Source organism: Streptomyces sp. NRRL F-5650, from assembly GCF_000721365.1.
Classification (GTDB): Bacteria; Actinomycetota; Actinomycetes; order Streptomycetales; family Streptomycetaceae; genus Streptomyces; species Streptomyces ardesiacus.
This window is the reverse complement of the sequence record NZ_JOGV01000057.1, coordinates 24,663-49,494: the sequence shown is the minus strand read 5'-3', so window position 1 is coordinate 49,494 and position 24,832 is coordinate 24,663. Positions and strand designations below refer to the sequence as shown.

Here is a 24,832-nt window from a genome sequence, read left to right as displayed (position 1 = left end):
ATCCCATGACTCTCACCCAGCACGACATCGACGCGGAGATCGCGGCCGAGCACGCCGCCTACGAGAAGCGGGTCGCCGACGGCGGCCCCGTCGAGCACCACCCGCGCCGCGACTACGCCCCGTACCGCTCCTCGGTGCTGCGCCACCCGAAGCAGCCGCCGATCGCCATCGACGTCACCCAGGACCCGGAGCTGGTGGAGCTGTCCTCCCCGGCCTTCGGGGAGCGGGACATCACCGAGATCGACAACGACCTGACCCGGCAGCACACCGGGGAGCCGGTCGGCGAGCGCATCACCGTCTCCGGGCGCCTGCTCGACCGTGACGGCAGGCCGGTGCGCGGGCAGCTCGTGGAGATCTGGCAGGCCAACTCGGCCGGACGGTACGCCCACCGGCGCGAGCAGCACGACGCGCCGCTGGACCCGAACTTCACCGGCGTGGGCCGCACCCTCTCCGACGACGACGGCTTCTACCGCTTCACCACCGTGCAGCCCGGCCCCTACCCGTGGCGCAACCACGTCAACGCCTGGCGCCCGGCGCACATCCACTTCTCCGTGTTCGGCTCGGCGTTCACCCAGCGCCTGGTCACCCAGATGTACTTCCCGAACGACCCGCTGTTCCCGTACGACCCGATCCTTCAGTCGGTGACCGACGACGCGGCGCGGCAGCGGCTGATCGCGACGTACGACCACAGCCTGTCGGTGCCGGAGTTCTCGCTCGGCTACCACTGGGACATCGTGCTCGACGGCCCGAACGCCACCTGGATCGAAGAAGGACGCTGACCCGCCATGACGAAGACCGACACCAGCAGCCCGGAGCAGGTGCTGCCCACCCCGTCGCACACCGTCGGCCCCTTCTACGGGTACGCGCTGCCCTTCCGGGGCGGCGAGGACATCGCGCCCGCCGGGCACCCGGACACGGTCACCGTGCACGGGTACGTCCGCGACGGCGAGGGCAACCCGCTGCCGGACGCCCTGCTGGAACTGTGGGGGCCGGACACCGGGGGCCGGGTGCCGACCGCCGACGGCTCGATGCGGCGCGACCCGGCCTCCGGGGACTTCCTGGGCCGCAACGGCGTGGAGTTCACCGGCTTCGGGCGCATCCAGACCGACGCGAACGGCCACTGGTACGCGCGGACGCTGCGACCGGGGGCTCGCGGGCGGAGCGCGCCCTACCTGAGCGTGTGCGTGTTCGCACGCGGGCTGCTCGTGCACCTGTTCACCCGGATCTACCTGCCGGGCGACGAGGCGGCGCTCGCCGCCGACCCGCTGCTGGCCCGGGTGCCGGACGGGCGCCGCGACACGCTGATCGCGGCGGACGAGGGCCACGGGACGTACCGTTTCGACATCCGCCTTCAGGGCGAGGGCGAGACGGTCTTCCTGGAGTTCCAGTGACATCACCTGCCGACCCCGCCGACACCGGCGCGAGCCTGCTCGCCCCCGGGTGGGCGGGCTCGCCGGCCGCGTCCGCGACCGGGGAGGGCGCGTATCTGCGGGCCCTGCTCGACGCCGAGGCGGCACTGACCCGTGCCCAGGCCGCGCTGGGGCTCGCCCCGGCCGAGGCGGCGGACGCGGTGAGCGCGGCCGCCGCCGACCCGGGCGCCTTCGACGCGCACTCCCTGGCCGAGCGGGCCCGGAGCGGCGGGAACCCGGTCATCCCCCTGGTGGCCGACCTGACCGAGGCGGTCGGCGAGCCCTACGGGCCGTACGTGCACCGGGGCGCGACCAGCCAGGACATCCTGGACACGGCGGCGATGCTGGTCGCCGCCCGCACCCTGGACCTGCTGCTGCCCGACCTCGCCCGTACGGAACGGGCGCTGGCCCGGCTGGCCGCCGAGCACCGGGACACACCGATGCCGGGCCGGACCCTCACCCAGCACGCCGTGCCGACGGCCTTCGGACTGAAGGCGGCGGGCTGGCGCTCGCTGGTGCTGGACGCGCGGGACCGGATCACGGCGGTGCGTGCCACGCTCCCCGCCCAACTCGGCGGTGCGGCGGGCACCCTGGCGGCCTTCGGCGCGTACGGCGCGACCGGCCCGGTCGAACTCCCGGCGGCGTACGCACGTGAACTGGGCCTGGCCGCACCGCTGTTGCCCTGGCACACCCTGCGCACTCCGGTCGCCGACCTGGCCGGCGCCCTCGCCCTGGCCGCGGGGGCGCTCGGGAAGATCGCCGTGGACGTGCTCACCCTGTCCCGCACCGAGATCGGCGAGGTCGCCGAGGGCAGCGGCGGCGGCTCGTCGGCGATGCCGCACAAGGCCAACCCGGTGCGGTCCACGCTCGTCGCGGCGGCCGCCCGGCGCGCCCCGCAGCTCGCGGCCACGCTGTACGGCTCGCTGACCGCGGAGGACGAGCGGCCGGCCGGGGCCTGGCACGCCGAGTGGGAGCCGCTGCGGGACCTGCTGCGCCTGACCGGCGGCGCGGCCCGCGACGCCGCGGAGCTGACCGAGGGGCTGCGGGTGCGCCCGGACGTGATGCGCGCGCACCTCGGTCTCACCCACGGACTGATCGTGTCGGAGCGCCTCTCGGCCGAACTGGCACCGGTGCTCGGGCGGGCCCGCGCCAAGGAGCTGCTCACCGAACTGGCCGCGCGCACCTACGCCGAGGACCGGAGCCTGGGCGAACTGCTCGCCGAAGTACCCGAGTTGCGGGACCTCGACCTGGCCGCCCTCACCGACCCCGCCCGCTACACGGGTGCCGCTGCCACCCTCACCGACCGTGCTCTGGAGCGACGTTGACGACCCCGGCCCTGCTCAACCACCTGTCCGAAGGCCCCGCCTCCGCTCCCCCGCTGCTGCTCGGGCCCTCGCTGGGCACCTCGTACGCGCTGTGGGACGCGGTGGCGCCCGAGCTGTCCGTCCGGCACCGGGTGATCCGATGGGACCTGCCGGGACACGGGGGTTCGCCGGCGGACCTGATCGGCCCCGGCGCCACCGTCGGGGACCTGGCCGAGCTGGTGCTCGCGCTCGCCGACTCGCTCGGCGTGGAGCGGTTCGCGTACGCGGGTGTCTCGCTGGGCGGCGCGGTGGGCCTGCACCTGGCCGTGCACCACAGCGAGCGGGTGTCGTCGCTGGCGGTCGTCTGCTCGTCGGCGCACTTCGACGGCGCCAAGGCGTGGGAGGAGCGGGCGGCGCGGGTGCGCGAGGAAGGACTGGCGCAACTCGCCCGGAGCGCGGACGCGCGGTGGTTCACACCGGGGTTCACCGTGCCGCGGCTGGTCCGGGACCACCGGGAGGCCGATCCGGGCGCGTACGCCGCCTGCTGCGACGCGCTGGCCGCCTTCGACCTGCGGGAGAGGATCGGGGAGATCTCCGTGCCGACGCTGCTGGTCGCCGGGCGCGAGGACCCGGCCACGCCGCCCGCGCACCTGCGGGAGCTGGCCGACGCGGTGCCGGGCTCGACGCTGACCGAGATCCCGGGTGCCTCGCACCTGGCGCCGGCCGAGCGGCCGGAGGCGGTGCTGACGGCGCTGCGGGCCCACTTCGACGGCGACGCCGGGCGGGGCATGGCGGTGCGGCGCGAGGTGCTGGGCGACGCGCACGTGGACCGGGCGCAGGGGCGTCAGACTCCGTTCACGGCCCGCTTCCAGGACTTCATCTCGCGCTACGCGTGGGGCGAGATCTGGACCGACGAGACGCTGTCGCGGCGCGAGCGCAGCATGGTCACGCTGACGGCGCTGGTCGCGCACGGCCACTACGAGGAGCTGGCGATGCATGTGCGGGCGGCCCGGCGCAACGGGCTGTCGGCGGACGAGATCGGCGCCGTGCTGCTCCAGACGGCGGTGTACTGCGGCGTGCCGGCCGCGAACTCGGCGTTCGCGACGGCCCAGCGGGTGCTCGCCGAGGAGGCGGACGGCGCGGCCGGGTGAGGTGCCGCGGCGCGCCCCGGCCGTGAGTCAGCCGGCCCGCACGACCGCCAGGGCCTCGCGGGCGCGGGCCACGAGGCCGTCGGCGCCGCAGGAGTCGGCCAGGGCCATGCCCCGGTTCAGCTCGGCCGCCGAGCGGGCCGCGATGCCGTACTCGACGCGGGCTGCGGCGTGCTCGTACTGGCAGGGCGAGGCCTCCAGGTAGGTGACGGCCTGGGCGGCGAGCCGGACCGCGCGCTGCCCGGTCTCCAGCGCGGCGGCGCAGCGCAGGGCCTCTCCTATGGCGGTGTCCGTGCCGAAGCGTTCGGCCTGGCGGCGGGCGTCGGTGGCCAGCCGGGCGGCGCGGGCGGGGTCCTCGGCGGCCAGTGCCCGGGCCAGTTCGGTCGCCCAGGGGACCACCACGGGGTTGTGCCGGCCGCGTGCCGCCGCCGCCTTCTCGGCCGCCTCCAGTTCGTTGACGCCCTCCTTGGTGCGGCCGGTGGCGAGCAGCAGGCGCCCGCGCACGGTGCGGGGGTCGGGCAGCACGATCGTCGACGGGTACGGCGGTGCGAAGTCGTACTGGTCGGCGACGGTGCGGGCCTCCTCGACGTGGCCGCGGGCGAGCAGGGTGTCGACCAGGTTGCAGGTGGCCGACCAGTACAACGGCAGTCCGCGGCCCACGCGTTCGGCGATGCGCAGGGAGGCGCGCAGGGACTGCTCGGCGTCCCTGAGGCGGCCCCTCCTGCGGTGGCCGAGGCCGACGTAGGCATGGGCGAGGGCGAGGTGCCCGCCGTTCCAGCCGGCGCTCTCGTAGGCGCGCAGGGCCTCCGTGAACAGGGCCTCGGCGCGGTCGAGGCGGTCGGCGTAGGCGTAGGAACTGGCCAGCATCATGGGCAGTTCCAGGCCCCATTCGGTGTCGGTCCAGCCGAGTCCGGGGGCGAGGCGGCCGTTGACGAGGGCGCGGTCGCACAGCTCGACGACCTCTTCGACGCTCTCGCCGTGGGTCATGGCGTCGAAGCCGCGCAGGATGAGCAGGGCCCGCTCGGCGTTGTCCCGGCCGGTGCAGGTGGCGGCGAGTTCGGCCAGGCGGGCGGAGCGGTGGGGCGAGGAGGTCTCGCCCGCGTGGATGCCCTCCCACATGTACTGGGCGGCCTGGAGCCGCAGGCGCGCGGAGGGGTCGGGGTTGCGGGCGGCCTCCGCCTCGACGGTGCGGACGGCCTCCTCCAACTGGTCGTTGTGGAGCAGGGCCTGGGAGAGCCGGAAGACGGCGTCCACGCGCTGCTCGCCGTCCAGCCCGGGCATGGCGAGCGCGGTGCGCAGGTGGCCGATGGTGGTGGAGGGCGCGGTCAGGAGCGTGGCGCAGCCCAGCTCGAACAGCACGAGCGCGTGGGATTCGGGCAACGGCGGTTCCTGGAGCGCGCGTTCGAGGCAGCGACGGGCGGCGTCGGGGGCTCCGACGGCGAGGTGTTCGCGGGCTGCCTCGCGCAACTGGGCGACGACCTCCTGGTCGTCGTCGGGGTACACCTTGAGCAGGTGGCGGGAGGCGGCCGCGGCACCGAGTCCGGAGTCGGTGACCAGTTGGGCCGCGATGCCGTGCATGGCGGTGCGCAGGGCACCGGGGATGGAGTTGTAGACGGCGGTGGCGATCAGCGGGTGGACGAACTCCAGCTCGTCCCCGCCCGGCTGTCCGGCGGTGTCGGGCACGGACAGGATCCGGGCGCCCCGGAGCAGTTCGGCGCAGCGGGCGGCGTCGGCGCGGTCGAGGGTGGCGAGCGCGGCGACCATGTCGACGGTGATGCCGCCGCCGAGGATGGCCGCCGCCCAGGCGAACCGGGTGGCGTCGACGCCGAGTTGCTCCAGGCGGGCGACGAGGCCGCTGCCGCGGGCGGAGCGGTTCAGGGACCGCAGTTCGGCGGCCTCCGCCTCGACGGGCTGGAGTTCGCTGTCCTGGACCTTGGCGAGGAGTTCGACGGTCTCGTAGAGGTTGCCGCCGGTGACGGCCCACACCTCGCGGCAGAACGCGGCCTCGGCGTGCGGGCCGAGCGTGGCGCGGGTGAGCCCGGCCGTCGCGTCCGGGGTGAGAGCGTTCAGCGGGGCGAGGGGACTTCCCACGGCGCTGGCCGCCTCCAGGTGGCGGGCGCTGTCGCCGCTGACGTCGCCGGGGCGGCGGGCGATGACGACGAGGACGGAGGTCTCGTCGAGCCGTTCGGCGAGCGCGGCGAGCCAGCGCAGGGTCTCCTGGTCGGCCCAGTGGGCGTCGTCGATCACCAGCACCAGCGGCCACTCCCGGCGGGCGAGCCGGCGGACGGCGGCGACGAGGCCGTCGCACACGCCCTGCGGGTCGGCCTGCCGCTCGCCGGGGTCCGTTATGCCGAGGGCGGGGCCGGCGATGTCGTACCAGTCGCCGAGGTAGTCGCGGGCCTCCTCGGGGAGCATGGACACCAGGGCGGGCTGGAGGAGTTGGCGCACCACGTTGAAGGGGACGGACCGGAGGGTCTCGCCGCCGCGGGCCGACCAGACGGTGCAGCCCCGGGCCTCGGCGATGCGGCGGGTCTCGGCGAGCAGTGCCGACTTGCCCACCCCGGCCTCGCCGCGGGCCTCCAGCAGGGTGCCGGGGGAGGAGCGGTCCGCGCACAGGACGTCGACCGCGCGCGTGATGGTGGCGACCTCCTCGTCACGCTCCCAGAGGGAGGGCGGGACGGCGCCCGTCCGCCGTACCTCCGTCATCCCGCTACCTCCCCGAGTCGCCCGAATGACGTACAGAGCCTGAGCCTAGCCCTCCGACCGCTCACGTGGTGGGCGCTCCGCCGAGCAGTTGCCGTGACGGGTGACATGCGGTAAAGCGTGATCGACGCGTGGGGCCCGTCATCAGCGCCGGTGGGACCGAGGGCCCGTCAACCTCTCACGGCGCGGCTCCGCGGCGGTGGTGACGGACCCTCCGGCCGGGCCTCTCATCCGGCTTTCACCGACGCCTCATACGGTGGGCACATGACGCAGGCGACTCCTCCCGGGTGGTACCCGGACCCCGGACAGAAGAATGACGGTCCCGCCACCGAACGCTGGTGGGACGGCACGGCGTGGACCGACCAGGTGCGTCCGGCGGGAGGGGCCGCCCCGGAGGCCCCGCCCGCGCCCGCCCGGCCGCCGGCCCAGCCCCCGCTCCAGCCCCCGCTTCCGGACGCCGGGCCCGGGCCGTATCCCGTGCACCCGGGGTACGCGGGCTTTCCGGTCCCGCCGCCGTCGGCGCGCCGGCGGCGGGTGCGCACCGGCATAGCCGTCGCGGCGGCCGTGGCGGTGCTGGCCGGCATCGGGGTCGGCGTGTACGCGCTGACCGACGACGGCTCGGGCGGCGACCGGGCGGCCGGGTCGCAGCAGGACCGGCCGGGCTCCGGCGACCGGAACGATCCCTTCGGCGGCCCCGGCGGCGGCAGCGGGGGCAAGGACGGCGGCGAGGACGGCGAGGGCCCCTCGCCGAAGTCGCCGGACGCCTCGGAACCGCCCACGATCGACAGCGGCCCGGTGACGGACGCGCTCAGCGGGATCAGCCTGCCTCTCCCGCACGGCTGGTCGGGGCAGGAGTTGCAGGTCGGCGCGCAGATCACGTCGGACGACGTCTACAAGTGCCCCGGCGACACCGCCAAGTCCTGCACGAAGGGCGGTGCCTACTCGGCCCCGGCGATGCTGCTGAAGACCGAGGGCGACACCCCGGAAGAGGTCGCGAAGGCCGACATCGCGGCGAACGCCGAGGAGTCCTACGGCGAGGAGTCCTACGGCGGCATCACCTCGCACGACGAGCTTGCCTCCAAGGCGGTCACCGTCGCCGGGCAGAAGGGCTACCTGGTCCGCTGGAAGGTGGTCACCGCGAAGGGCTCCGACGGTTTCGTCGAGTCGCTGGCCTTCCCCTCCCCCGCCCGGCCGTCGCAGATCGTCGTCGTCCGCTTCGGCGTCGACGCCGACCAGAAGCAGACGGTCATCGACGAGATCACCCGGGGCATCAAGGTGGACACCTCCGGCGGCGGCGGTGGCAGCGGCCAGGACGTCTGACGGGCCCCGGCCGACGCGGCCGTGAAGCGTTCGGCCGGGTGGGGCGCCCTTCCGCTCAAAGGGCTCCCCACCCGGCCGGGGGTGCGCGCCGCCCCCGTCCCCACGGTGCGGCGCGGGCAGGTCGCCGTCCAGTCATCCCGTGGACGGCGGCCTGGGTCTTTCAGGGGAGGCCGAGGGCCGGCAGCACGACGGCCTCCACGAACCGGACGAGGTAGGCCGCGTCGGCCTGCTCGCCCTCCAGGACCGGACGCATCCGCAGCATGCCGAAGAGCTGCGCGGGCACGTACTCCAGCGCCGGGTGGCCGGCCGGGACCTCTCCCCTGTCCACCCCGCGCGCGAGGATCGCCCGGAGCGCGGCGATCTCCGGCTCGACGAGCGCCTCGCGCAGCGCGCACTTGAGTTCCGGGTCCTGCATGACCGCGTGGCCGAGCGCCTGGAGCAGCCCGGTGTCCTTGCCCGCGCCCTCGCCCGCGGCGGCGGCCGCCCGGCGCAGGTCCTCGGCGAGCGAGCCCGTGTCGATGTCGGCGAAGCGCACCCGGCTGTTGGAGCGCAGGGCGGCGGCCACGAACTGGGGCTTGGTCTTCCACTGCCGGTAGAGCGTGGACTTGCTGCACCGGGTGCTGGCGGCGATGCCCTCCATGGTCACGGCGTCGTAGCCGCAGGAGCGGAGCTGTTCGAGCACGGCGTCGAAGAACTCCTGCTCACGCTCGGGCGTGATCTTGGAGCGGCGCGAGGTGCCGGCCGTTTCCGGCCGGACCGCGTCCTGCGACGTCATCGGCCCCGCTCCTTCTCTCTCACCCGGGGGCCTTCTTTCCGGCCCCGCACCCAGTGTGTCGTCCGTCTTCCGATACGCCAGTGTACCGGTACACCACCGTATCGGTACACTGGCGTATCGGAACGCGGTCGTATCGATGAGAACCGTCACACGCCCCCGTACCGATGAGTCGCACGCACCACCGTCAGCGAAGGGGCCGGGGGATGAACTCCCGCAGCGAGCCTGCACAAGCGGGGCCGGACACGCCCGCGCGCCCACCGCTCGTCCGTGAGCTCCTGCTCGTGGCCGGGCTCTTCCTCGTCTACAAGTTCGGCCGGCAACTGGCGACGGGACACACCACCGACGCCTTCCGCAACGCCCACCACGTGTGGGACTGGGAGCGCGTGCTCCGGCTGCCCGACGAGGGCACGGTGCAGTCCCTGCTCCTGCACGGCGACACGCTGGTCCACGGGGCCAACACGTACTACGCCGCCGTCCACTTCCCGGCGACGCTGGCCTTCCTGGTCTGGCTCTACCTGCGCCGGCCCGCGCACTACGTCTGGGCCCGCCGGGTCCTGGCCGCCGTGACCGGTGCCGCCCTGCTGCTGCACCTGCTGTTCCCGCTCGCCCCGCCGCGGATGCTGGGCGGCACCGGTCTGATCGACACGGCCAGGGTCTTCGGCCCCTCGGTGTACGGCCCGCCGCGCGCGGACTCGCTGTCCAACCAGTTCGCGGCGATGCCCTCGCTGCACTTCGGCTGGGCCCTGATGCTGGCGATCGGTCTGATCGTCGCGACGCGGTCGCGGTGGCGGTGGCTGTGGCTGCTGCATCCGCTGGCGACCCTCCTGGTGATCGTGGGCACCGCGAACCACTACTGGCTCGACGTGATCGTGGCCACGGCCCTGCTCGGGCTCGCGCTCGCGCTGCTCCGCCCGCCGCACCGGCCCGCCCGCCCGCGACGCCTCCCGGCCCGACGGCGGCCCGAGATCCGCCGCCGGTCGTCGGCCGCACGGCCCCAACCGGTCGGAGTGGGCCGGTGAACGCCGCGCTCGTCGCCGTCCTGCTGTCCCTCGTCTCGGCCTGTGCGTACGCCGCCGCGGCCGTCGCCCAGGAACGGCTGGCCGCGCGCGCCGCCGGCGCCGGTCCTCTGCGGATGCTCACCGCGGGCGCCTGGTGGTGGGCGGTCGCGCTCAACGCATCGGCCGCGCTGCTGCACGTCGTGGCGCTCAAGTACGGCCCGCTCACCGTGGTGCAGCCGCTGGGCGCCCTGACACTGGTCGCGGCGGTGCCCCTGGGGGCGCGGCTGGCTGGGCGGCGGGTGAGTGCGATCGAGTGGCGGGGCACCGGGCTGACGCTGCTGGGCCTCGGCGCCCTGCTGCTCACCGCGTCCGGGCCTGCGCCCGACGACGTGCTGAGCGTGCCGGAGGCGTTGACGGTGTCCGGCGCGACGGCCGCGCTGATCGGCATGCTGTCCTGGCCCGGCGGCCGGCCGGGGCTGCGGCACGCCACGGCGTCGGGCATCGCGTCCGGCGTCGCCTCGGCGCTCACCCAGACCGTGACGGTCGCCGTCACCGACCGCTCGGGACCCCTGCTGAGCGTCCAGGTCATCGGCGTGGCCGTGCTGGTGGCCGCCTTCGCCGCGGGCGGCCTGCTGCTGTCCCAGACGGCCTACCGGGGCGGTCTCGGTGCCCCGCTCGCGGTGGTGACGCTGGCCAATCCGGTGGCCGCCGCGGTGATCGGGCTCTCACTGCTGGGCGAACGGCTCAGGGGCGGAGCGGGCGGTGTGCTCCTCGCGCTGGCCGGAGCGGCGCTGGCCGCCTGGGGCGTGCTCCAGCTCAGCCGCGCGACCCCGGAGCGGACCGGGACGGCGGCCGTAGCGGCGTTCGCCGCCCCGGCGCCCTCCGCCCCGGAGCCAGGGGGCTGCGGGCGGGCGACCGCCGTTCCGGCGTCCCGCCGCCCGGGGACGGGGCACCCCATACGGCTCCAGGCAGTGACGGAGCCGTCGGCCGAGCATGCCGGCAACGGTGTCGAGCCGAGTGCGGACGGGGGTCGCAGCGGGCTCGGCGCAGACGGTGCGGATCTCGGGCCCGCCGTCTCCGCGGCCCCTCGGAGATGACACCGCGGACCGGCCGCGTGGAGACGCCGTTCCCGCGGCAGCCGTTCCCGCGGCAGCCGTTCCCGTGACATCCGTTCCCGCGGCAGCCGTTCCGGCGGCTCGCCCTTCGCGGAGGCCGGGGACGGGCCTCGCGGTCGCCGCCTCCGGGGACCTCCTCACCGGGGTCGCCAAGATCCAAGCTACCGTTTCCGAGGACCGCCCGACGTGGCGCCCCGGGCCCTTCACCCGCGGCCCCACCGCGCCCCCCCCCGGCCCGCACGTGACGCGCGACGACTCCCCCCACTCGGAGGCACACCATGATCCGCCAGGAGACCGCCTGGGTCCTCTTCGCCGCCGGTCTGATCTTCCTCGTGGCACTGGTCCTCGGGGTGTGGAAATGGCAGCAGTCCATTGCGTCCCCGGACGGAACGGCACACCGCTACGTGAGCGTCGCGCACAACGCCGCGCTGCTGTACTCCTTCGCGACTTCCGCCATCGTGGCGCCGCTCGTCCAGTTCTCCGGCTGGCCGTCCGCGGTGAACGTCACGGCGGCAGCCGCGATCATCGGCATGTTCGTTCTGACGATCTCGAAGTACGCGCGGCTCGGACGCGAGGGCCGGACCGACAACCAGATGCGCGACCGGAGGGCCGGCCTGCGCGGGGTGCGCGAGGCGCTGGTCGTCGGTGAGATCGGCGGCACCCTGGTTCTGCTGAGCGGCTTCGCCTCGGCCCAGTTGTAGCCGGGCGGAGCGCACGCGTCACCGCCGTCAGGCCGCGCCCGTCTCCCGCTCGAGACGGGCCGCGAGGGAGAGGTAGCGGGCACGCCGGGCGACCGGGACCATGCCGCGGATCCAGATGCACCACATCTCGGCCAGGCGCCGGGGCTGGCGGCCGGCCGGTTCGAGGGCGGCGCCCACGACGCAGGTGCCGACGACGGAGCAGACGAGGGCGTGGGCGACGGAGTCGACGTCGGAGTCCGGGTGCACGTCGGCCTGCCGCACCGCGTTCAGGAGCCGGGAGGTGGCCGTCTCCCGCCACTCGGTGAAGGGGTGCGGCAGCGGCGGCCGGTCGAACAGGTCGGCCGCGGCACCGATGATCGTCGCGCGGGTCTGCTCGGCGCGTAGCTGCCTCGCCATCGGCTGTACTCTCCCGGGCTGGAACTCGACGGACCGCCTGCCTGCTGTTTGTTCCCGGTACACGATATCTCACGGGCTGACTGGCCATCAGGTCGGCCCGTGAGCCACCGCTGCCCGCCGTACGACGGCGCCGGTCTTCGCCGGCCCCGGCCTCAGTCGGTGGCGATCGCCGGGTCGCTCACCCCCGGCCTGCCGTTCTCCACGTGACCGGCGAAGCGCCGCAGGAAGGCGGGGTCGGTCTCGGAGGTCACGGTCACGTCGTACCAGCGGCGGCTGCGCGCGAGGCCGACGGTGTGGTGCACGGTGGCGCCGGGGCGGACGGCGAGGGTCCGGGCGCGGCCGTCGTAGGCGTTGGCGATCCGCAGTCGGACCGTGCCGGTCCCGGCGTTGGTGAGGGTGAGCCGCAGGTCGTCCCCGCTGTGCCGGGCGGTGACCTCGCATCCGGCGGGACCGGCGGGCTCGTTCGGGCCGCGGAAGACCCGCAGGAAACCGGCCGGGCCGTGCACCGTCAGGTGGTAGGAACCGCCGGAGTACGCCGAGTTCCAGGTGTCCGCGATGCTCTTGCCCGCTTCGGTGGTGTACGTCCAGGGGCCGTCCGTGCGGTTGCCCGAGGTGACGAGGAAGGCGGCGCCGGCCCGGGCCCCGGAGGCGAAGGTCAGCGTGAACCTCCCGGCCGCCGGGTCCGCGGCACCGTCCACGTACGGGTCGTAGCGCAGCGGGCGGGAGGGACGCGACCCGCGCTCCTGCCGGGGCATGCCGGGATCGGCGGGCGGTGCCGGGCGGTAGTCGGGGTGGCGCGTGCGGTCCGGCGGCTCGTAGGCGTCGGTGTCCGGCAGGCGGGCCGGGCGGCTGTCCTTGCGGGAGAAGTCGAAGGCCGAGGTCAGGTCGCCGCAGACGGCACGGCGCCACGGTGAGATGTTCGGTTCGCGGACGCCGAAGCGCCGCTCCATGAACCGGATCACCGAGGTGTGGTCGAAGGTCTCGGAGCACACGAAGCCGCCCTTGCTCCAGGGCGAGACGACCAGCATCGGCACCCGCGGGCCCAGTCCGTAGAAGCCCTCGCGGTGGGTGGCGCCGCCCTCGAAGACGTCCAGGGAGACGTCGACGGTGGAGCGGCCCTGCGCGGCGGACTTCGGCGGCAGCGGCGGCACCACGTGGTCGAAGAAGCCGTCGTTCTCGTCGTACGTGATGAACAGGGCCGTCTTCGCCCACACCGCCGGGTTGGAGGTGAGCGCGTCCAGGACCTGGGAGATGTACCAGGCGCCGTAGTTCGAGGGCCAGTTGGAGTGCTCGGAGAACGCCTCCGGGGCGGCTATCCAGGAGATCTTCGGCAGGGTGCCCGCCTTGACGTCCGCGCGCAGCCTGTCGAAGTAGCCCTCGCCCCTCCTGGCGTCGGTGCCCGTGCGGGCCTTGTCGTACAGGGGGTCGCCGGGCTTCGCGTTGCGGTACGCGTTGAAGTACAGCAGGGAGTTGTCGCCGTAGTTGCCCCGGTAGGGGTCGTCGATCCAGCCCCAGCCGCCGGCCGCGTCGAGGCCGTCGCCGATGTCCTGGTAGATCTTCCAGGAGACGCCGGCCGCTTCCAGACGCTCGGGGTACGTCGTCCAGTCGTAGCCGCGTTCGTCGTTGCCGAGGACCGGGCCGCCGCCGCGGCCGTCGTTGCCGGTGTAACCCGACCACAGGTAGTAGCGGTTGGGGTCGGTGGAGCCGATGAAGGAGCAGTGGTAGGCGTCGCAGACGGTGAAGGTGTCGGCGAGCGCGTAGTGGAACGGGATGTCCTCGCGGGACAGGTGGGCCATGGTCGTGGTGCCCTTGGCGGGCAGCCACCGGTCGTACTTGCCGTTGTGGTAGGCGTCCTGTCCGTCGGCCCAGCCGTGCGGGAGCCCTTCGAGGAACCGCATGCCGAGGTCGTCGGCCTCGGGACGGAACGGCAGCACCTCCGTGCCGTCGCTCTTGCGCTGGTGCCACACCGGCCTGCCGCCGTCCAGCGCCACCGGGTGCGGGTCGCCGAAGCCGCGGACACCTCGGAGCGTGCCGAAGTAGTGGTCGAACGAACGGTTCTCCTGCATCAGGACGACGATGTGCTCGACGTCCTCGATCGATCCGGAGCGGTGGTTGGCCGGGAGCGCGGCGGCCCGGTCGATGCTCGCGGACAGGGCGCTGAACGCCGTGGTGGCGCCCGCGAGTTGCAGGAACCTGCGGCGGTTCACTTCGGCCATGGGGGTGAGGGGCCTTTCGTCTGGGGGGAGTCAACCGGCCGGACGGTGCCGGGTGATGACGGAATGCGCGCGGAACGAGTGTTCCAGGAGCGGCAAACGTCGGGGAAGGGCCCGGTGGCGCTCGTGTGAAAGTCACCGGTACGCGGGGTGCGCCCCGGGCCCGCCGCCGCACACGCGTCGGCCGCGCCGCCCGCCGAGCCGCGGCTCAGCCCTGCCACAGGGCGCGGCCCAGGGCGGCTTCCGTGCCGGTGAGGTAGACGGCCGTGGCCAGCCACCGGGCCGCGTAGTGGTCCCGGTCGTCCCCGGCCGGGCGTCCGAAGACGTCGCGGGAACGCCGGGCGGCCGCCGCCGCGAGCGCGGTGTACAGGTCCGCGCCGGTGGTGAAACCGCCGTCGCGCAGGGCGGCGGCGCGGCCGTCGCGGTCGCCGGTGCGCGCGGGTTCCGCGGCGGCGCGGCGCCCGCCCGTGACCGCCAGCTCGACCAGGTCGCGCAGGTGCCGGAGCGGCGGGTCGGCCGGGCGGGGCGTCGCGCCGGGGAGGCCGGACGCGGCCGGGCGGGCGGTCGCCCCGAACGGGAGGTGCTCGTCGCGCAGCCGGTCGTAGCCGAGGTCGGCGCGGCCCCGCCATTGCTCGGGCAGGGCGAGGGTCGGCGCCCCGCTGCCGTTCACCGGTCCGACGGCCAGGGGGCGCAGGGTGGTGGCCCGCTCGGGGTCGACGCGGCCGAGGACCCGGACCCGCAGCCCCGGACACGCGCCCAGCCGCCCGAGGTTGGCGGTGTGGGCGAGGGCGGGGTGCCGGTGGGCGGGGGCGAGCCGGAGGACCGGCCCGGGGGCGTCGCCGGTGAGGGCGCGGACGAGTACGCCCTCACCGTCGGCGGCGAGGACCTCCACGGCGCACACGGTCGGCGGCGCGGCCTGCCCGGGGCCGGCGGGAGCGGCGGTCGCGGGCACGACGTCGGTCCAGGGGCGTCCGGGCGCGAAGGCGGCCCGGACGCCGGGCTCCGCGAGCAGGCTGCCGTCGGGGGCGACGACCGCGCCGGTGACGACGAGACCACCGCGGGACAGCCGCTCGTGGTCGCTCAGGAAGGAGCGGAGGGCCACAGGGGCGGTACCGGCACGGCGGGCCCGCCCGGCACCGCCCGGACCGACGTCGCGCAGCGCGTACCAGCGGCCGTCGTCCCCGACCAGACGGGTGACGACACCGCCCCGGCCACCGGGTTCCACGACCGGTTCGCGGCAGACGCCGTAGAGGCGCAGGGGCCGGTCGGGGCGGTGATGGTGGCGGACGGCGCCGATCAGCGCCGGGTCGGCGTCGGCCGCCTTCAGCCGGTGGGCGACGAGCAGGAGCTCACGGAGGGCGGCCGTCAACTCGCCCGTACCGCGTGGGTTGTTCGGGCTGTCCGGGTCGTGCGCCTCGCGCACCCGGCGTACGACGTCGAGGGCGGCGCCCTCCGCCCGGTACAGGCCCGCCAGACGCGCCGTGTGTGCGGCCCGCAGCAACTCGGCCCGCAGGACGGCGCCGACGGCGGGAACGCCCGCCGCCAGGACCGCCGCGCCCGCCGTCCAGAGGTCCGCGGCGGCACGCGTCTGACCGGCGGACGGGGCCGGGGCGGCGGAGGGAGCCGGGACGGTCGAAGGAGCCGTGGCCGCGGACGGAGCCGGGGCGGTGGCCGGTTCCCCCACGGTGGCCGGTTCCCCCGGGGCGGGCGGGGCCGCCTCCGCGACCGGGGCCGCGGCCAGGACCGCGGTGCGGTGGAGGCAGCGGGGCGACAGGAGGCAGGTGCAGCGTGCCTGGTCGGGGGCGGTGATCGTGCCGGACGGCCCCGGTGCCAGGGTCACTCGGGCGTCCACCGCGCAGTGGACGCCGTAGGTGCCGTCGTCCGCCGTGTCGACCGGGTTGGCGGCCAGCGCCTCGACGGCCGCGTCGAGCCGGCCGCGCAGCCGGGTGGTCAGGCTCTCCACCGCGGCGGCGAGGACCTCCGGGGCCACCGGTGGGAGCACGGGCGCGGTGTCCGGGCGGGGGCGGGTCACCGGGCGGCTCCGCGGACCTGTTCGCCGACCCAGCGGGCGAGCGCGAACGGGCTGAGGGCGGCCACCGGCATGCCGGCGGCGACGAGCTGCCGGGCAACCGGCACCGAGTAGCACGGCGTTCCCTCGCCGTCCAGGGCGGCACAGCCCAGCAGCCGGACCCCGGACGAGACCAGGGCCCTGGTCTCCGCCAGCAGGCGTTCGACCGCGGCGCCCTCCGCGAAGTCGCTGACGACCACCATCAGGGTCCGGTCGGGCACCTTCACCAGGGTCTGGGCGTGGGCGAGGCCCGCGGCGATGTGCGTACCGCCGCCGACCTTCACCTCCAGCAGCAGGGAGAGGGGGTCGCCGACCAGGCCGGTGAGGTCGACGACCTCGGTGCTGAAGGTGAGGAAGTGGGTGGAGAGCATGGGCGCACCGGCGAGGACGGCGGCGGTGAGCGCCGACCACACCACCGAGGACTCCATGGAGGCGGAGACGTCCACGACGAGGACGAGCCGCCAGGTGTTCTGCCGGGCGCCGCGGGTCCGGAACACCGGCCGTTCGGGGACGACTTCGACCCGTCCGTCCTCCCGCAGGCGGGTGTGCGCGAGGTTGGCCCGCAGGGTGCGGGGCAGGTCGAGGGGCCCGCCGGGACGCCGGGTGGGGCGGAGGACGGCCAGGCCCGTCAGGGTGGGGCGCAGGTGGGTGGCGAGTTGCTCGGTGAGTTCCCCGACCAGCCGCTTCACGAGCGGCCTCAGACGTGCCACCCGCTGCTCGGGCATCCCCCGGGCCAGCGTCAGGACGGTGGACAGCAGCTCGACGGAGGGGCGTACGGAGCCCGCGTCGAGGAGTTCGACGGCGTCGGTCCGGCCGTCGGCGACGGCGCGGCCCAGGATCTCCTCGCGGATCTCCGCGCCGAAGAGCACCCGGAGGTCCTCGGCCCAGTGCCGGACGTCGGGGCGGCTCCGGGCCCGCCCCCCGGTTCCGTCCTCGTCGTCGGCGCCGTCTGCGGCGGTGCCGCCCGCGCCGGGTTCCGGCCCGTCGTCGGCCGCTCCCTCCCCGCTCCCGTCGCGGCTCTCTTCCGCCTCGGCCGCGTCGTGGCCGAAGAGTTCGTCGAGGGCGTGTGCGTACGGCCGTAGTCCGGGCGGGAGTTGGGCGGTGTCACGGCCGAGCACCAGCCGCCAGCGGTCGGCGGGACCGATCCGTCGGGTCCCCCGCACGGCCTCGGATGCGTCAGCACGCTGCCCGGGCGGCATGGCGGTGCCGTGCCCCGGCGGCACGGCGGTGGCCTGCCCCGGCGACACGACGGTGGCCTGCCCGGGCGCGGGGGCGCGCACCGGTCCCGCCAGGCCCAGCTCCCGCAGCAGGGCGTGGCCCTCGGCGTCGGCCGCGGCCCACCGCCCGACCAGTTCGGCCGGGGCGGGGAGCCCGAGGCCGGGCCGGCCGCCCAGGCGGTCGCGGACGGCCGCGAGCACCCGGGTGCGCCCCTCCGGCGTGAGGGCTCCGAAGCCGCCGCGCAGCGCGTACAACCGGTCCAGGAAGGCACGGTCGTCCATGGTCTCCACGCGCTCGAAGAGCGGGCGCAGGGCGGTGGACGCCGACTCGACCAGCGGTCCGGCGGCGACGAGCACCCCGGTGAGCCGGCGTTCCAGCCGGCGCCGGCCGTCCGGTCCCGTCGCCGTGTCCACCCAGCCGGCGAGCCTCGCGCCCAGCAGATCGGAGCCGTCGAGGTCCAGCAGGACCCGGGCGGCCTGTGCCGCACCCTGGAGGAGCGGGGAGCCGGTGCGGGAGAGCGCGTACAGCTCGCCGTCCAGCCGCAGTCCGAGCCGGTCCTCGGCGCGGCGGACGGCGAGGGTCACGACCGCGACGGCGTCCTCGGGGTCGTCGCTGCCGGCCAGTCCGGGCAGGAGCCGGACGGCGGCTTGAAGCAGGAGCCCGGCGAGACGGGCCGCCCGGACGCGGACGGCTTCGGTGGTGCCGGGCAGGTGCTGTCGGCGCAGTGCTTCCAACAGGTCCAGCGCGTCCAGCAGTTCGGGCAGGCGGGCGGCACCCGGAAGGACCCGCTCGGCCTCCGTCAGACCGTCCTGGAGCAGGGCGGGAAGGGCGCACCTGGCCGCCGCCCCCAGGAGGGCGACGACCCGGGCCGGGGTGACCCGGCCGGCCTCGGCCGCCCTGCGGTGGCGCTCGCGGAGGATGCCGTCGGCCGCCTGGGCCGCGGTGACGCCGCGGACGCCCACGAGGTCGAGGCGGGCGGCGACCGCCGGGGTCCACGCGGCCCGCCAGCGTGTGGTGAGCGCGCCGCCCTCCCCGGGCGTGCTCACCGGGACCGGCTCCGCGTAGCCCGCCCCGCACTCCCCGAGGCGCTGGAGCAGGATCTCGCGGCGGGCGTCGAGGTCGGAGCGGAGTGGAGCGAGCCGCAGGTCCCGGCCGTCCGGGGCATGCGGTCCCGGGAGCCGCAGCGCGGCCAGTTCGGCCTCCGCCCAGGGCCCGAGTCCGGAGCGGGGTGTTCCGGGCGCGAGCCGGCCCCGTCCCGTGCCGACCAGGACGGCGTCCAGTTCCCGGCCGAGGGGGCGGCCCCGGCCGAGTACGGACGTCACCGCCTCGTGGAGTTCTCCGCGGCCCGGGGCGGGCAGACCGCGCAGGGTGCCCAGGTCGCAGGCGAACCGCAGGGTCTCGACGGCCTCGCCGGTGCCCGCCGCGCCCCCGGACGCCCGGATCTCCCGGCACAGTTCGGTGATGATCCGGGCGGCGGCGTTCCGGACGCGCCCGGGATCGCCGCCCGCGTCGAGGACCGCCTGGCGCCAGCGCGGGTCGCGGATGCCGGCCGAGTGCCCCGTGCGGGGGTCCAGCAGGGCGAAGGCGTACGGCACGAGGGAGGTGACGACTGCCTCCGTCTTCGCCTCCGCCTCCACCTCCGCACCCGGCGCCGCATCCGCCCCCACCCCCGTCGCCGCATCCGGCTCCCGCCCCGCCTCCCCCGGCGCGTCCCCCTCGTCCGCGTCGGTCAACGCGGGGGCGTGGAAGGCACCGACCACCGCGGCGACCCGACGCGGTGCGCACCGGCCGAGGACCCGGCGCATGTGGGCCTCGCGGGCGAGGTCACCGGCCGCGATCCCCCCGTGGGCCGCGGTGTCGAGGCGCACCGCCCGTCCGAAGTCGAGGGCTGCTCGTCGCACGGCTTCGGGAGCGCTGCCCGGCGCCCGTGCCTCGACGGTGCGGTCCCACAAGTCGTCGACGGCCACGGCGCGGGCACCCCCGTCCGGCGGCCCGCAGGGCCATCGCGGGTCCGCCAGCGGCAGGTCGCAGCAGACCGCCTCCGCGCCCCGCTCCCGTGCCCGGCGGATCGCCGCCAGTTCCGGCGAGAAGTCGGCGAGCGGATGGAACCGCAGCCGTCCGTCCTCGTGGACACCGGCCAGCGCCACCGGCGCCACGGTCCGCGGGTCGGCGAGGTAGGGCAGCCACGGCTGGAAGTCGGCCGGCAGTTCCACACACACGACCTCGGCGTCCACCGCGTCCAGCAGCCGGGGGACGGCGACGGCCAGGGCGGGACTGTGATGGCGTACGCCGATCACGAGGGGCTGTCTGCGGGCTGCCGGACGGCCGGCGGTGTCTTCGCGTGCGGTCATGGGTCCAGGGGCGTGGGCGGGCGGGGGACGGAGGGGCGGCGGGGACGGCGGCGTGCGGCGGCCGTCCCCGCCGGGGCCGGACCTCAGCGGCGGCGCTTGCGCGGTCGCGGCACCTCCAGTTCCTCCAGGCTCGGTCCGTCCCCCTCCTGGACGCGCTGCCAGGCCTCGCGGTACAGGACGGCCACGGGCCGGGTGGGCACGACGACTCCCAGGACGGGCGCCTCGCCCTCCCGCAGGTCGTACATCGGCAGCTTCCACCGCTCCAGTGGCAGGTGCGGGGTGGGCAACCGTGTCCAGCCGCCGGGCAGGAACAGCGAGCGTCCGGCCTTGGCGCGGCTGCCCTCGACCACGAGGCCGGTGGCGGCGAGTTCGGCGCGGGCGGCCCGCAGCCGGGCCGTTCCGCCCCGCTGCCCGCCCCAGCCGGTCCAGCGGGCGGTGTTGCGGTCGGTGGGGTCGGGCAGGGCGAGCAGCATCAGGTACAGCACGGCGGCGTCCTCGCCGACGCCGTACTGTTCGGCGGCCTCGCCTACCAGGTCGGGCACGGAGCGGGCCGGGTCCTGGGGCCACCACAGCCCGTCGGCGTCGCGCTCGCCGGCCAGGGGGTTGCCGGGGTCGGCGAGCAGTTCGGCGAAGGCCCGGTCGTGGACCAGGCGCAGTGCCGTCTCCTGTGCGTTGGGCCGCTCGCCGGTGCACAGGGCGGTCAGGTGGGCCTCGTGACCGGTCGCGTCCAGCAGCGCCGGCCGGACGGCGGCGAGGGTTGCGGGGTTCACGGTGCTCACCGCCACCGCACCGTAGCGTTCGAAGCCGTGGCCGGTCTCCGTGGGTTCTCCGGCGGCCCGCCGGAACGCCTCCCAGTCGATCCCCCGCCGGTCCAGGGCGAGCAGCAGGCCGGGGTGGGCCAGGCGTTCGCGCAGCGCGGTCAGGACGCCGGGCAGGGTGGCCCGGATCGGGTCGCCGGAGGGGAGCCGGTGGGCGAGCCATGCGGCCAGGGCCACCGATCCCTTGAGGACCGAGCTGTCGAAGCGCGGCGTCTTCTCGGCGGTTTCGAGGTAGTAGTCGCCGAAGCTCCAGGTCAGGTCGGTCGTCAGCCGCGGTTCGCCGGCCAGGTCCACGAAGCCCCGCAGGGCCTCGGCCGGGGCCCAGCCCACGGGCTCGATGCTGCGGACGGCGTCGTGCAGCACGTCTTCGGGCAGCGGGGTGCGCCGGCCGAGACGCTCGTTCCAGACCGCGGCCGCGCGGGCGGCGTCGGGGCCGTGGGTCCAGAGCCGGGACGGTTCGGTGGGCAGCAGGGCGGCCACGACGGCCCGCAGGGCGGCGCTGTCGAGGGACCTCAGCTCCTCCTTCGACACGCGGGCGTCGGCCGCCTTCACTCCGATGGCCTTGAGGGTCGCGGAGGGCACGCTCGTGCGCTTGTCGTCGATCTGCGGCACCCCGGCGAGGATGATCCTGGCCGTGGTCGGGGTGACCCCGGTGAGCCGGGCGAACTCGTCGGCGGCCTCCGGGCGCCAGGGCGCGGGGCCGCGCTCGGCCAGCTCTGCGCGCAGGGCGGCGGCCCAGCCGGGCGCCCGGGCCGGCTCCGGGACGAACGGCTCCGCGGACACCGGGGTGAAGGGCGCGGGCGTCTCGAAGCGGCCGGACGGGTCGTGGTGGAGGGCGCCGTAGTGCCTGCCCTTGATCTCGTGGTCGCCGTACTCGCGGACGAACTGGTACCAGGCGTCGGGGAAGACCAGGAACGCGCCGCCGCCCAGGTCGAGCACGGTCCCCTTCCAGGGCCTGGCGCCGGGGCTGTCGAACGCGTGGGGCTCCAGGGCCAGGTGGACGCGGCGCCAGTGGCCGGGGTCCAGCTCGGTCAGTCCCTGTGCGTCCAGTTCGTCCAGGAAGGCGCCCAGGGCCTGCCGGTGCTCCTCGACGGTGGCCTCGGAGGCCGCCCGGAGCGCCACCACCGCGGGCAGCTCGGGCAGGGCCACCGCGTTCAGGTGCTTCAGCGGGCCGTGCTCGGCGGGGGCGGGCGGGGCCTTCATCGACCGGGCGACGAGCTGCGGCAGCTCGAAGAGGTCGTGCCGGAAGTCGAAGTACCAGCGCGCGTCGCGTTCGGTGAGGCCGGCGCCGTTGAGCGCGGAGGCGAGCAGGCGGTCGCCGACGGCGGGCCGGGGCTGCTCCGGGGTCGCGCCCCGAACCGCCGTGTCCAGGCGGGCCAGGGCGGCGTCCAGGGTGCGCTGCTGCTCGGCGGCGAACCGGGCCAGGCCGGTGATGCCCTGGCGCAGGGCCTCGTGGCCGACCTCCGGGAGCAGGGTGCGCACGGGGGCGAGCACCGGGTCCCGGTCCTCCGCGGCGATTCCGGGGGCCTCCGCCAGGGCAGCGGCCAGCAGGGCCGCCGCGGTGTCGTCGCCGGCCCGGCGCAGCGCGGCGGAGCCCTGCGGGTCGCGGGGGCTGAGCAGGGGCCAGTAGCGCAGGGGCGGCAACAGCGGGGTGCCCGCCGAGAAGGGGCCGGCCGTCTGGTGGCCGTCGACATGGGCGAGGACCGCGCCCCCGGCGTCCCGCAGTTGGACCTCGGTCGACCAGCGCATCACCGTCACGACCCGGTCGGTGCCGGGGAAGACGAGCGCGTGCTCCGGGCTTCCGCCCACGCGCGGGGGTACGACGACGGTGCGGCCGGACAGGTCCTCGCCCCGTTGCGAGCCGTCGGGCAGCGTGAGGACCCGCCAGCCGAGCACGCCGTCCACCGGGGCGGACACCGGGCCCGGTACCAGGTCGGGGGCGGGCAGCAGCCAGGCGGTGCCGAGGGTGCTGCCTTCCGGCGCGGCGCGCAGCCCCTGCGTGAACCAGTCCGGCTCGTCGCGCTCCCCCACCGTGCCGGCGGCCGGGTCGTAGGCGAACCAGGCGCTGTTCCGCGCGTCGGACCAGTCCCTGACCCAGACCCAGTACGACGTGCCGTCGCCGATCACGGGCCGTCCGTGCGGCACGTGGGTGTCTCCCCGCCGCAGCACGCGCCCTCCGGTGGCCCTCCCGCCCCCGGGGAGCGGGAGGGAGGTGGCGCGCATGCCGTTGGTTCCGCCCCGCTCGTTCGCGTGGCAGGGGTAGGGGGAGTTGACGTCGCCGTCCACCTCGGTGGGCGGGGAGGCACCCGTTTCGGGGGCGTACCAGTAGCCGAGGGAGCCGGTGAAGGAAGAGGAGGAAATGCCCTTCCAGAAGACGAGGAGCCCGCCGTCCACGTAGCGGGCCTCGGGGCCCGAGCGCTCCGACGGCGGCGGCAGGCGCATCTCGTGGCTGAGGACCGTGCCCTCGGCCCCGATCACCCGGGCGCGGCCGTCACGGAAGACGATCAGGTGCGGCCATGCCTCGCTCACGAGGGTGCTCCGCGCGTCCTCGGGCGACGCGGGCGTGCCGACCGCCTCCTCCCAGGCGGGCCAGCCCAGTTCGTCGAGGATCCCGCCCCGCAGGGCACGGGCGAGGTTCGGGGCCATGCCGGTGCTCAGGGCGTCCCGGACCTCCTGCTCGGCGGTCGCGAGGACCTCGCCGGGCAGCCACGCCAGCGTCTGGAGGGGGCCGTTGCGGAGGGCGAACTCGCCCAGTTCGGCGGTGAGATACCTGCGGCCGACCTCGGCCACCCACTCGGCGAGCATGGGGCGTCCGCCCGGCGACTCGGCCAGCCGGGTCACGGTGCGCCGGTCGATGCCCTCGCGTTCGTAGCTGGGGCAGCCGCGCCGGAAGGCGGCGCGGAAGCGGCTGTCGGCGGCGAGGGCCAGGAGGTCGCGCCGCTCGTCGCGCGCCGCCCAGGCCTGCAGGTCCAGGCCGGGCCGTTCCTCGGGGTCGCCGACCGGGATGCGCAGGGCGAGGAGCTGGTCGAGGAGGTCGACGTCGCTGACGGGGGGCGGCAGGGCGCCGCCCCCGGCGTGGAGTTCGGCGCGCAGGGTGTCGGCGAGCCGGTCGACGAGCGGGTACAGCTCGGGCGGTGCGAGGCGCCCCTCGTCGGTGCGGCACAGGCGGAGGAACCGGCGGGTCCAGCCGGCCGTGCCGTCGGGGGAACGCGTCTCGGCGGGTTGGGCGGGGTCGCACAGTCCCCCGGTCGCGCCGGTCTTCTCCAGCAGGCCGAGCCACTGGCCCAGGTCGTCCTGCTCCCACTCCGCGGGCAGCAGCCCCAACAGGGTGCCGCGGACGGCGGGTTCGCGCCGGGTCAGCTCCCGCAGGGCGGCCAGGTGGGCCTTCCACCAGCCGGGCGGTGCCTTGAGGGTGCCCGGCAGCGGCAGCACCTCGCGCAGGTAGGCCGTCTCCTCGGCGAGCGCGTCCTTGCCCGCGGCGGCCTTCGCCAGTTTGCGCAGGTCGCTCGCGCCGGGACTCGACGGTGCCACGCCGTGCGCGGCGAGCCGGACGAACAGTCCGCGCAGGTGCCTGAAGGCGGTGGCGGCCGGCACGCGGGACGCCAGGCCCTTGGCGTAGGTGGAGAGCACCTTGGTCGGCACGGCGTCGGCGAGGGCGAACTCCAGGAACACGGCGTCCATGCGGGCCTCGTCGAACGGCAGGGCGTGGGCCGTCTCGGCCTTGCGCGCGTTGACGAACATCTGGGAGGCGTACGCCTTCTGGCCCGCGGCCAGGAACACCCGGCCCGCCTCCTCGTAGAAGGTGGGCAGGAAGTGCGGCACCGAGCCCGCCAGCCGCTCGGCGGCCGACTCGTAGGCGGCGCGGGCCCGCTTCGGCCGGGAGCGCACCGTCCTGGCGATCTTGTCCATCTCCTCCACCAGGGACATCGCGAGATGGCCGTCGGCGGGGTGGCGGACCAGCACCCACTCGGGGAAGCCCATCGCCCGGTGCTGTCCGACCCCGACCTCGACCGGTTCACCGGCCGGCAGCAGGCCGAGGAATCCGCCGCCGTCCCCGGCGGGCTCCTGGGCGTACGGGTCCGCGGGCGTCAGGCGTACGACGACCCGGTCGTCGAGGCCCGGGTGCCGGTAGGCACGGGTGAACACGGGCACCGCGCGGTCGCCTCCCGTGGTGGTGCCCGGCGGCAGTACGGCTCCCGCGCGCAGCAGTTCCTCCGCCTTGGCGTCCGCCCCGTCCCGGGTCGTGCCGTCGCTCATGATCGCTTGCCTTTCGTGGGTGTGCGTGCGGTGGAGGT

Annotated in this window: 15 protein-coding genes; 8 read left to right on the top strand and 7 right to left on the bottom strand. The window is 75.8% G+C overall.

Annotated features, from left to right (window positions below; all coding sequences use genetic code 11):
- The first annotated feature begins 5 nt into the window (after nucleotides 1-5).
- From pcaH to pcaD, 4 genes are read left to right on the top strand one after another with little or no spacing between them, the layout of a single operon-like run.
- Nucleotides 6-779: a protocatechuate 3,4-dioxygenase subunit beta gene (pcaH, locus tag IG88_RS0133815; RefSeq protein WP_031049531.1), complete on the top strand. Its 774-nt coding sequence runs from the start codon at nucleotides 6-8 to the stop codon at nucleotides 777-779.
- A 6-nt stretch (nucleotides 780-785) separates the two neighbouring features.
- Nucleotides 786-1,391 (top strand): protocatechuate 3,4-dioxygenase subunit alpha, encoded by a 606-nt coding sequence (gene pcaG / locus IG88_RS0133810; RefSeq protein ID WP_031049528.1) that lies wholly within the window; start codon nucleotides 786-788, stop codon nucleotides 1,389-1,391.
- Entirely contained in the window at nucleotides 1,388-2,734 is a 1,347-nt protein-coding gene (pcaB, locus tag IG88_RS0133805; RefSeq protein ID WP_031049527.1) for a 3-carboxy-cis,cis-muconate cycloisomerase, read from the top strand. The genes pcaG and pcaB overlap by 4 nt, the downstream gene beginning before the upstream one ends.
- On the top strand, nucleotides 2,731-3,864 hold the full coding sequence (gene pcaD / locus IG88_RS0133800) for a 3-oxoadipate enol-lactonase (RefSeq protein WP_031049524.1): 1,134 nt from the start codon (nucleotides 2,731-2,733) through the stop codon (nucleotides 3,862-3,864). Before pcaB ends, pcaD begins: the two co-directional genes overlap by 4 nt.
- A gap of 27 nt (nucleotides 3,865-3,891) precedes the next feature.
- On the opposite strand, the gene IG88_RS0133795 is transcribed toward pcaD, so the two are convergent.
- Nucleotides 3,892-6,567, bottom strand: coding sequence for an ATP-binding protein (locus IG88_RS0133795; RefSeq protein WP_031049521.1), 2,676 nt, complete (start codon nucleotides 6,565-6,567; stop codon nucleotides 3,892-3,894).
- Between the two features lie 261 nt (nucleotides 6,568-6,828).
- Between IG88_RS0133795 and IG88_RS0133790 the strand changes: the two genes are divergently transcribed.
- Complete coding sequence (locus tag IG88_RS0133790; protein ID WP_031049519.1) at nucleotides 6,829-7,884, top strand: DUF2510 domain-containing protein; 1,056 nt, start codon at nucleotides 6,829-6,831, stop codon at nucleotides 7,882-7,884.
- A 160-nt stretch (nucleotides 7,885-8,044) separates the two neighbouring features.
- On the opposite strand, the gene IG88_RS0133785 is transcribed toward IG88_RS0133790, so the two are convergent.
- Nucleotides 8,045-8,659 carry a TetR/AcrR family transcriptional regulator gene (locus tag IG88_RS0133785; protein WP_031049517.1) on the bottom strand — a complete coding sequence of 205 codons (615 nt, stop codon included), beginning with the start codon at nucleotides 8,657-8,659 and terminating at the stop codon, nucleotides 8,045-8,047.
- Between the two features lie 203 nt (nucleotides 8,660-8,862).
- Between IG88_RS0133785 and IG88_RS0133780 the strand changes: the two genes are divergently transcribed.
- The 3 genes from IG88_RS0133780 to IG88_RS0133770 all read left to right on the top strand — a co-directional run bounded on the left by IG88_RS0133780 (nucleotide 8,863) and on the right by IG88_RS0133770 (nucleotide 11,473).
- Nucleotides 8,863-9,678 carry a phosphatase PAP2 family protein gene (locus IG88_RS0133780; protein WP_031049514.1) on the top strand — a complete coding sequence of 272 codons (816 nt, stop codon included), beginning with the start codon at nucleotides 8,863-8,865 and terminating at the stop codon, nucleotides 9,676-9,678.
- On the top strand, nucleotides 9,675-10,754 hold the full coding sequence (locus tag IG88_RS0133775) for a hypothetical protein (RefSeq protein ID WP_234332427.1): 1,080 nt from the start codon (nucleotides 9,675-9,677) through the stop codon (nucleotides 10,752-10,754). The genes IG88_RS0133780 and IG88_RS0133775 overlap by 4 nt, the downstream gene beginning before the upstream one ends.
- A 296-nt stretch (nucleotides 10,755-11,050) precedes the next feature.
- Complete coding sequence (locus tag IG88_RS0133770; RefSeq protein ID WP_031049510.1) at nucleotides 11,051-11,473, top strand: hypothetical protein; 423 nt, start codon at nucleotides 11,051-11,053, stop codon at nucleotides 11,471-11,473.
- 27 nt (nucleotides 11,474-11,500) lie between these two features.
- Here the strand turns inward: IG88_RS0133770 and IG88_RS0133765 are convergent, their stop codons facing one another.
- From IG88_RS0133765 to IG88_RS0133745, 5 genes are all read right to left on the bottom strand, one after another.
- Nucleotides 11,501-11,869, bottom strand: coding sequence for a hypothetical protein (locus IG88_RS0133765; RefSeq protein WP_031049506.1), 369 nt, complete (start codon nucleotides 11,867-11,869; stop codon nucleotides 11,501-11,503).
- Between the two features lie 152 nt (nucleotides 11,870-12,021).
- Nucleotides 12,022-14,085 carry a phosphocholine-specific phospholipase C gene (locus IG88_RS0133760; protein WP_031049503.1) on the bottom strand — a complete coding sequence of 688 codons (2,064 nt, stop codon included), beginning with the start codon at nucleotides 14,083-14,085 and terminating at the stop codon, nucleotides 12,022-12,024.
- 205 nt (nucleotides 14,086-14,290) lie between these two features.
- On the bottom strand, nucleotides 14,291-16,114 hold the full coding sequence (locus IG88_RS0133755; protein WP_031049501.1) for a hypothetical protein: 1,824 nt from the start codon (nucleotides 16,112-16,114) through the stop codon (nucleotides 14,291-14,293).
- The gene (locus tag IG88_RS0133750) at nucleotides 16,111-19,719 is read right to left on the bottom strand and encodes a DUF5682 family protein (protein ID WP_031049500.1); all 3,609 of its coding nucleotides are present in this window, start codon (nucleotides 19,717-19,719) and stop codon (nucleotides 16,111-16,113) included. Before IG88_RS0133750 ends, IG88_RS0133755 begins: the two co-directional genes overlap by 4 nt.
- 83 nt (nucleotides 19,720-19,802) lie before the next feature.
- Nucleotides 19,803-24,794 carry a hypothetical protein gene (locus tag IG88_RS0133745; protein ID WP_031049498.1) on the bottom strand — a complete coding sequence of 1,664 codons (4,992 nt, stop codon included), beginning with the start codon at nucleotides 24,792-24,794 and terminating at the stop codon, nucleotides 19,803-19,805.
- Nucleotides 24,795-24,832 lie beyond the last annotated feature (38 nt).